Origin of the sequence: Streptomyces sp. NPDC049577, assembly GCF_040675635.1 — a bacterium.
Classification (GTDB): domain Bacteria; phylum Actinomycetota; class Actinomycetes; order Streptomycetales; family Streptomycetaceae; genus Streptomyces.
The window spans coordinates 1-6360 of sequence record NZ_JBFAPH010000355.1; the positions used below are offsets into that span (position 1 = coordinate 1).

The window sequence follows — 6360 nt, forward strand, 5'->3', positions numbered from 1 at the left end:
CTTCATGTGCCCGGCGGCACCCGTGATCCTGTCGATGTCGAGGGCGGCGGCGTAGAGGTCGAGGGCCTTGGCGTCCGTACGCCGCGCGGCCTCCCCGAGGAGCAGGTCCACGACCTCGCGCCGACCGGGGTCGCGGGGGGCGGCCCGGGAGTTCAGGACCAGCGCGATGAGCAGCTCCCGGCCGGGCCCCGGTTCCCGCAGCGCGCCGCCGAGGCGCGCGTGCCGGGCGATATGGACGTAGCGGGAGCCGAGGTAGGCCTGGACGATGCTGTGGGGGAAGCGCACCCGCTCGCCCCGGGCCTCCACCAGGCCGAGGCGTTCGCCATGGGTGGCGCACAGGGAGAGGAAGGTCCGGCACCGGTGCGTGTCCGCCTGCTCGGGGCAGTCCCGCAGCCTGTCGGCGAGTCCCCGCCAGATCTCCGGGAACGGCGGCCCCGGGACGGGCCCGGGCTTTCCCCCGCCCGTCGTGGCGGCGTCGTCGTCCTGCCGGTCCGGCCCGATGAGGTCGTCGAACGCGACCTCCAGGCGGTCCCGCAGCAGCCCGATGCCGGCCAGTGCGGAGAGGACTTCGATGGTGGCCTCGCGGCTGCGCTCGTCCAGCGCGACCTCGCCGTGGATGCGCCCCTGGGCCAGGGCGCGCCGCCAGGTCTCCAGCAGCCGCAGTTGCAGTCCCGCGCGGTCGGCGCTCCGGGTGTCCAGCTCCGTCGAACGCTTCGGTCCACTCGGATGTTCGAGGAGGTGATGGTCCCGCAGCTCTCGCGTGATCTGGAGGTAGAGCGGGGACTCGGAGACGGCCGCCGTCTCGACGATCCAGTCCATGCGGTGACCGTCCGTCCCCCCGTGGGACCCCTGGAGGTACTCCAGGGCCGCCTCCTCGCTGAGCGGCTCCAGATCGATGATCGCGGCGTCCGTTCCCTCCAGCGGCGCGTGGGGCCGGGAGGCGATCACCAGCGGGATGTGCTGCCGCTCGGCGCGCCGGATCGCGTGGCGGATCTGGATGTCGCGCTGCTTCTGCTTCTCGCCCTCCGCGAACGTCTCCTCCAGGCCGTCGGCGAGGATCACGGCCTTGTCGTCCATGCACAGCTGGCGCCACACCCGCTCGCTCTGCCGGCTGGACAGCACGCCGCGGTCGACCTCGTCACAGAAACGCTTCATGGCCATGTCCCCGAAGTCCAGCCGCGGGTCGTCCAGGTCGACGTCGCGCAGCCGGATCGGGACGGGGACGGCGCCCTTCCGGGCCAGCGTCCGGGTGAGTTCCACGAGCACCGACGTCTTGCCGGTCCCCACGCCGCCGACGAGGAGATACGGCCGTCTGATGCGGCGGTCGCGCAGCCCCCGCGCGATGATCCGGCACATCTCCCGCCGCCCGACCACGTTCTCGACCGCCGGCCCGGCCGTCGGGACGAGGCTCCGCGGGTCCTTCCTGGCCCGTCTGCTCAGCGGCCGCCACACGGCGAACGACTGCACGACCAGGAAGAGCGCCGTCGCCATCCCGATGCTCAGGAACGGCGCGAGGAATCCATAGAGGTCGGCGCAGCCGGAACCCGTTTGCGAACACCATTGTTGAAGCGGTGACTTCGTACTCTCGAAGACCGCGTAGAGCGCCGACCCCACCCACGCCCCGACGACGAGGACGGCCGCGAACGAGAGCCGCTGGAAGAAGGTGGTCACCGACACCTTCGCCCACCACCGCCGCGGCGGGGCGACCTTGGTGCGGGCGGCCAGCCGGACGCGGAACCGCCGTACGCACCGCGCCACGGCCCCCGAGCCGCCCGAGAGCCAGCGCCTCGGGCGGACCAGCCGGGGCCCGCCCCGCGGTACGACCTTGCCGTCGGGATGTCTGATGGCGTAGTTCATGGCGCATCAGCCGCCCTTGCCGGTCGGAAGGCACGCTCGGACGGTGCCGATCAGGCGGGGCCGATCGGGCGGTGCCGTCGAAGGCGCCGATCGGAGGAAGGAACCCCGCCCCCGTCATTTCATCGTGCGCGGTGTTCGCCGCCGAAGTCGAATCCTCGGGCGCCGCGCACCGGCACCCGGTCCACATATTCGAACACCGATCCGTCCGGGTGGCGGGCCACCACGTTCCGGCCGATCGGCGTGGCCACCGGGCCGGCGATGATCTCGGCTCCCACCGCCCGCAGGTCGGCGACCGCCTCGTCCACGTCCGGCACCGCGAGCGTCGCCTTGATCTTGCGCAGGACGGAGAGTTCGGCCTCCGGTCCGCACATCAGGAAGAAGCACCCGACCGCCGCCACCGCCACTCCCCCGCGCCGGGAGCGCACCGCCTCGGCGCCGGTGAGGCGCTCGTACACGGCGATCGCCGGCTCCAGGTCACCGACGCACACCCGCAGCGAAGTCCCCAGAATGTTCATGGAAACCAGGCTAGTTGGCGGCGGGCGGACACAGGCCGCCAAGGCTCAGACGCGGCAGAGCAGTTCGCCGTGGAGCACGGCGAACCACGCGTCCTCCCGGCGTCCCCACTCCCGCCACGCGGCGGCGATCCGCTCCAGGTCACCGCGGCCGGCGTGGCCGCCGTCCACGGCCAGCCGGGCGTAGTCGGACGCCACCGTGCGGTCCGCCCACAGCCCGCTCCACCAGGCGCGCGTGGCGGCGTCCGCGAAGCACCAGGTGCTCGCGGTGGCGGTGACGTCGGTCAGCCCGGCCCGCCGGGCCCAGGACAGCAGCCGGCGCCCGGCGTCGGGCTCGCCACCACCCGCACGGGCGACCCTCCGGTAGAGGCCCAGCCATTCCTCCAGACCGGGGACACGCGGGTACCACGTCATGGCCGTGTAGTCCGCGTCGCGGACGGCGACGATCCCGCCGGGCCGGCACACGCGCCGCATCTCGCGCAGCGCCCCCACCGGGTCGCCGACATGCTGGAGCACCTGGTGCGCGTGGACCACGTCGAAGGACGCGTCCGGGAAGTCCAGCGCGAGGACGTCGCCGGTGACGAAGTCGGTGTTGTCCAGGCCGCGTTCACGGGCGACGGCACGGGCCCGCGCCAGGATGCCCGGCGCCGCGTCCAGCCCGGTCACCCGCCCGTGCGGGACGAGCGCGGCCAGGTCGGCGGTGATGGTGCCGGGGCCGCAGCCGATGTCGAGGATCGCCTGGTCGGGTGCGAGCGCGGGCAGCAGGTAGGCGGCGGAGTCGGCGGCCGTGCGCCGGCTGTGCGAGCGCAGGACGGATTCGTGATGGCCATGGACGTAGACGGCGGTGTCCCGCTGCTCGTGCGGCATGCGCGTGGTCTCCCCTCGGCGGGCGTGGAACCCCGGACGGCTCCACCGTACGCCCGTCATCTCGGTGGGCGAGAGAGCCGTCTCATATCCCGGGACGAAATCGTCACCCGGCCGCCCGTGTCGGCCCGCGCGGGCCCCGGGGGATCTGGGAAGCTGACAAGAAGCGAAAAAGCAGGACACCCAGCGGGACGGCAAGGGACCGCGGCCGGGGGCGGGGACGGAGGTACGGACGGATGCAGACCGGCTCCCCGGCACCGCCCGCTCTCCCGGCATCCGAGCGCGGTCTGCCCGTCCTGCCCGAGCTCGCGGCCCGGCTGGCGGAGGCGGCCGGCCGGGCCGCGCCGGAACCGGTCGGCGGCGGCGCGGAGCTGCGCGGCGCCGCCGCCGGCTACTGGGCGCGGCGCGGGCTGCACACCGACCCCGCCGACGTCCTCGCCGCGCCCGGCGGCACGCCGCTGCTGCTGGCCCTGTTCGCCTCGGCGGGCGGCGAGGTGCTGCTGACCCGGCCGTGCGCCGCCTGGTACAGCCCCATCGCCCGGCTGGCGGGCCGGCTCGCCTACCACGTGCCCGTGCCCGCCGAGTGCGGCGGCGTCCCGGACCCCTTCGCGCTGCTGGAGACCGTGCGCCGCATCCGCGCCGAGGGCGGGCGGCCGCGCTTCCTCGTCCTGTCGGTCGCCGACGACACCACCGGCACCGTCGCCCCGCCGGAGCTGCTGCACGAGGTGTGCGAGGCCGCCGCCGACGAGGGGCTGACGATCGTCAGCGACGAGAGCCTGCGCGACGCCTGCCACGACGGCCCCGGCGCGGTCTTCGTCGGCCCCGCCGAGATGGCCCCCGACCGGGTCGTCGTCCTCACCGACCTCGGCCCCGTCCTCGCCCCGGCCGCCTGGCCCTTGGCCGTGGCCCGTTTCCCGGTCGCCGGCCAGGACCGCGCCCTGCGCACCCGCGTGCTCTCCGTGCTCTCGGCACTCCGGGCGGAACTGCCGCCCCCGCTCGCCGCCGCGGCGCACTACGCACTGGCCGAGCCCGCGCCCGTGCGGGACCGCGTGCGGGCGGCCGCCCGGCTCTACGGCTCCGTGGCCGGCGCGCTGCACCGGCCGCTGGCCGCCGCCGGGGTGCTGTTCCGGCCGCCGCGCACCGGCCCCCACCTCTACGCCGACCTCGGCGAACTGCGGGACGTGCTGGCCGCCCGCGGCATCACCGACTCCGTCGACCTGGAGACGCATCTCACCGCCGCGCTGGGCCATCCGGTGCCGGGCGGGCACCGCTTCGGCGACGCGCCGGACGACCTGCGCGTCCGCCTCTCCGCCCTGCCGCTGCTGGGCCCCTCCGACGAGCAGCGGCAACGGGCCCTCGACGCGGCCGACCCCCTGACCTCGCCCGAAGTCGCGGCGGCGTTGTCCATTTTTGGAACGGCGTTCAGTGAACTCGCCGGTACCTGATCTACCGTCGAGGAACGTGCCGCCGCGCCGTCACGCGGGACCCGCGCGCCGCACCCCCACGGTTCCCCACGAATGGAGCCCACAGATGACCGAACAGACCGAGCGCCCCCTCGCGGAACCCCGCCCCCTCGGCGAGATCCGCACCTGGCCCCGGTCGTTCACCGACCGTCTCACCGCACCGCTCCCCGGCGTCCGCGCCCTCGCCCGGCTCGCCCGCGAGGGGCGGCTGCGCCCCAGCGTGCAGGCGCTGCTGCAGATCCCCGAACTGCCCTTCTCCCCCGGCCCCCTGCCCGCCGTCGACGCCGGCACCGTCGCCGCGACCTGGGCCGGCCACGCGAGCTGGATCCTGCGCGTCGGCGGTCTGACCGTACTGACCGACCCGGTGTGGTCCCGCCGCATCCTCGGCACCCCGCCGCGCATCACCCCCGTCGGGGTGCGCTGGGAGGACCTGCCGAGAGTCGACGCCGTCGTCATCAGCCACAACCACTACGACCACCTCGACCTGCCCACCCTGCGCAGGCTCCCGCGCCACACCCATCTCTTCCTCCCCGCCGGCCTGGCCGCCTGGGCACGCCGCCGCCGCTTCACCCACGTCACCGAGCTCGACTGGTGGGAGGCCGTCGAACTGCCGGGCCCGGCCGGCCCGGTCCGGTTCGACTTCGTCCCCGCCCACCACTGGAGCAAGCGCACCCTCACCGACACCTGCCGCTCGCTGTGGGGCGGCTGGGTGCTCACCGCGCCGAGCGGGCAGCGCGTGTACTTCGCGGGCGACACCGGCTACGGCTTCTGGTTCGAACGCATCGGCGAGCGCTACGCCGGCATCGATCTCGCGCTGCTGCCGATCGGCGCGTACGACCCGCGCTGGATGCTCGGCCCCGTCCACACCGATCCGGAGGAGGCCGTACGGGCCTGCCAGGACCTGGGCGCCCGGGTCATGGCGACCATGCACTGGTCGACGTTCCTGCTCTCGGCCGAACCACCCCTGGAACCACTGCACCGGGTACGCGCCGCCTGGGACGCGGCGGGCCGCCCCCGCGAGGACCTCTGGGACCTGCCGGTCGGGGCGTCACGCGTGCTCTGACGCGGACCCGTGCCCCGCCGCTACGACCGGGCCTCGATGACGTGCACGCGCAGCGGCACCCCGCACGCCGGGTGCGTCGTCTCGCGCTCGCGGCGCATGCCGAGCTTGCGCACAACGCCTTCGGAGGCGGTGTCGCCGACGGCGTGCACGCTCACCACGCGGGCCAGTCCTCGGTCGCGCAGCGCGAAGTCCAGGACGGCGTGCGCTGCTTCGGTCGCCAGCCCGTGCCCCCAGAAGGGCCGGCCGAGGCGCCAGCCGATCTCCACCGCCGGCAGGATCTCGGGGAGGAAATCCGGCACGGACAGGCCGACCATCCCCGCGAGCCGCCGGCTCTGCCGGCACTCGGCCGCGAACGGGCCGACCCCGCGCTCCTCCCACTCCCGCTCCCACGCGGCGAGGCACGCCGCGGTCTGCTCACGGTCCTGCACGGATCCGTCGCCGATCCACCGCATGACCTCGGGGTCGGCGTGAATGGCCGCCATCGGCTCGAGGTCGTCCTCACGCCAGCGGCGCAGCGTCAGTCGGGGTGTCCGGAGGAGGGTCATGCCGACATGCTCCCCCGGGGCCCCGCGAAAGCCACCGGGAAGCTGACGGATTCCGT

Annotated in this window: 5 protein-coding genes and 1 pseudogene; 2 read left to right on the plus strand and 4 right to left on the minus strand. The window is 74.7% G+C overall.

Going from position 1 to position 6360, the window contains the following annotated elements; translation table 11 throughout:
- From AB0K09_RS28055 to AB0K09_RS28065, 3 genes and pseudogenes are all read right to left on the minus strand, one after another.
- Positions 1 to 1857: pseudogene (locus AB0K09_RS28055) on the minus strand (ATP-binding protein); the annotation flags it as partial.
- A gap of 119 nt (positions 1858 to 1976) precedes the next feature.
- Positions 1977 to 2372, minus strand: a complete 396-nt coding sequence (locus tag AB0K09_RS28060) for a VOC family protein (RefSeq protein ID WP_366068210.1) — start codon at positions 2370 to 2372, stop codon at positions 1977 to 1979.
- A gap of 45 nt (positions 2373 to 2417) precedes the next feature.
- The gene (locus AB0K09_RS28065) at positions 2418 to 3236 is read right to left on the minus strand and encodes a methyltransferase domain-containing protein (RefSeq protein WP_366068211.1); all 819 of its coding nucleotides are present in this window, start codon (positions 3234 to 3236) and stop codon (positions 2418 to 2420) included.
- Positions 3237 to 3469: 233 nt separating this feature from the next.
- Here AB0K09_RS28065 and AB0K09_RS28070 point away from each other — a divergent pair, with 233 nt between their 5' ends.
- Both AB0K09_RS28070 and AB0K09_RS28075 read left to right on the plus strand, forming a co-directional pair.
- Positions 3470 to 4678 carry an aminotransferase class I/II-fold pyridoxal phosphate-dependent enzyme gene (locus AB0K09_RS28070; protein ID WP_366068212.1) on the plus strand — a complete coding sequence of 403 codons (1209 nt, stop codon included), beginning with the start codon at positions 3470 to 3472 and terminating at the stop codon, positions 4676 to 4678.
- An 85-nt stretch (positions 4679 to 4763) separates the two neighbouring features.
- Entirely contained in the window at positions 4764 to 5759 is a 996-nt protein-coding gene (locus tag AB0K09_RS28075) for an MBL fold metallo-hydrolase (RefSeq protein WP_366068213.1), read from the plus strand.
- A gap of 20 nt (positions 5760 to 5779) precedes the next feature.
- Here the strand turns inward: AB0K09_RS28075 and AB0K09_RS28080 are convergent, their stop codons facing one another.
- Positions 5780 to 6304, minus strand: a complete 525-nt coding sequence (locus AB0K09_RS28080) for a GNAT family N-acetyltransferase (protein WP_366068214.1) — start codon at positions 6302 to 6304, stop codon at positions 5780 to 5782.
- Between the last annotated feature and the right edge of the window lie 56 nt (positions 6305 to 6360).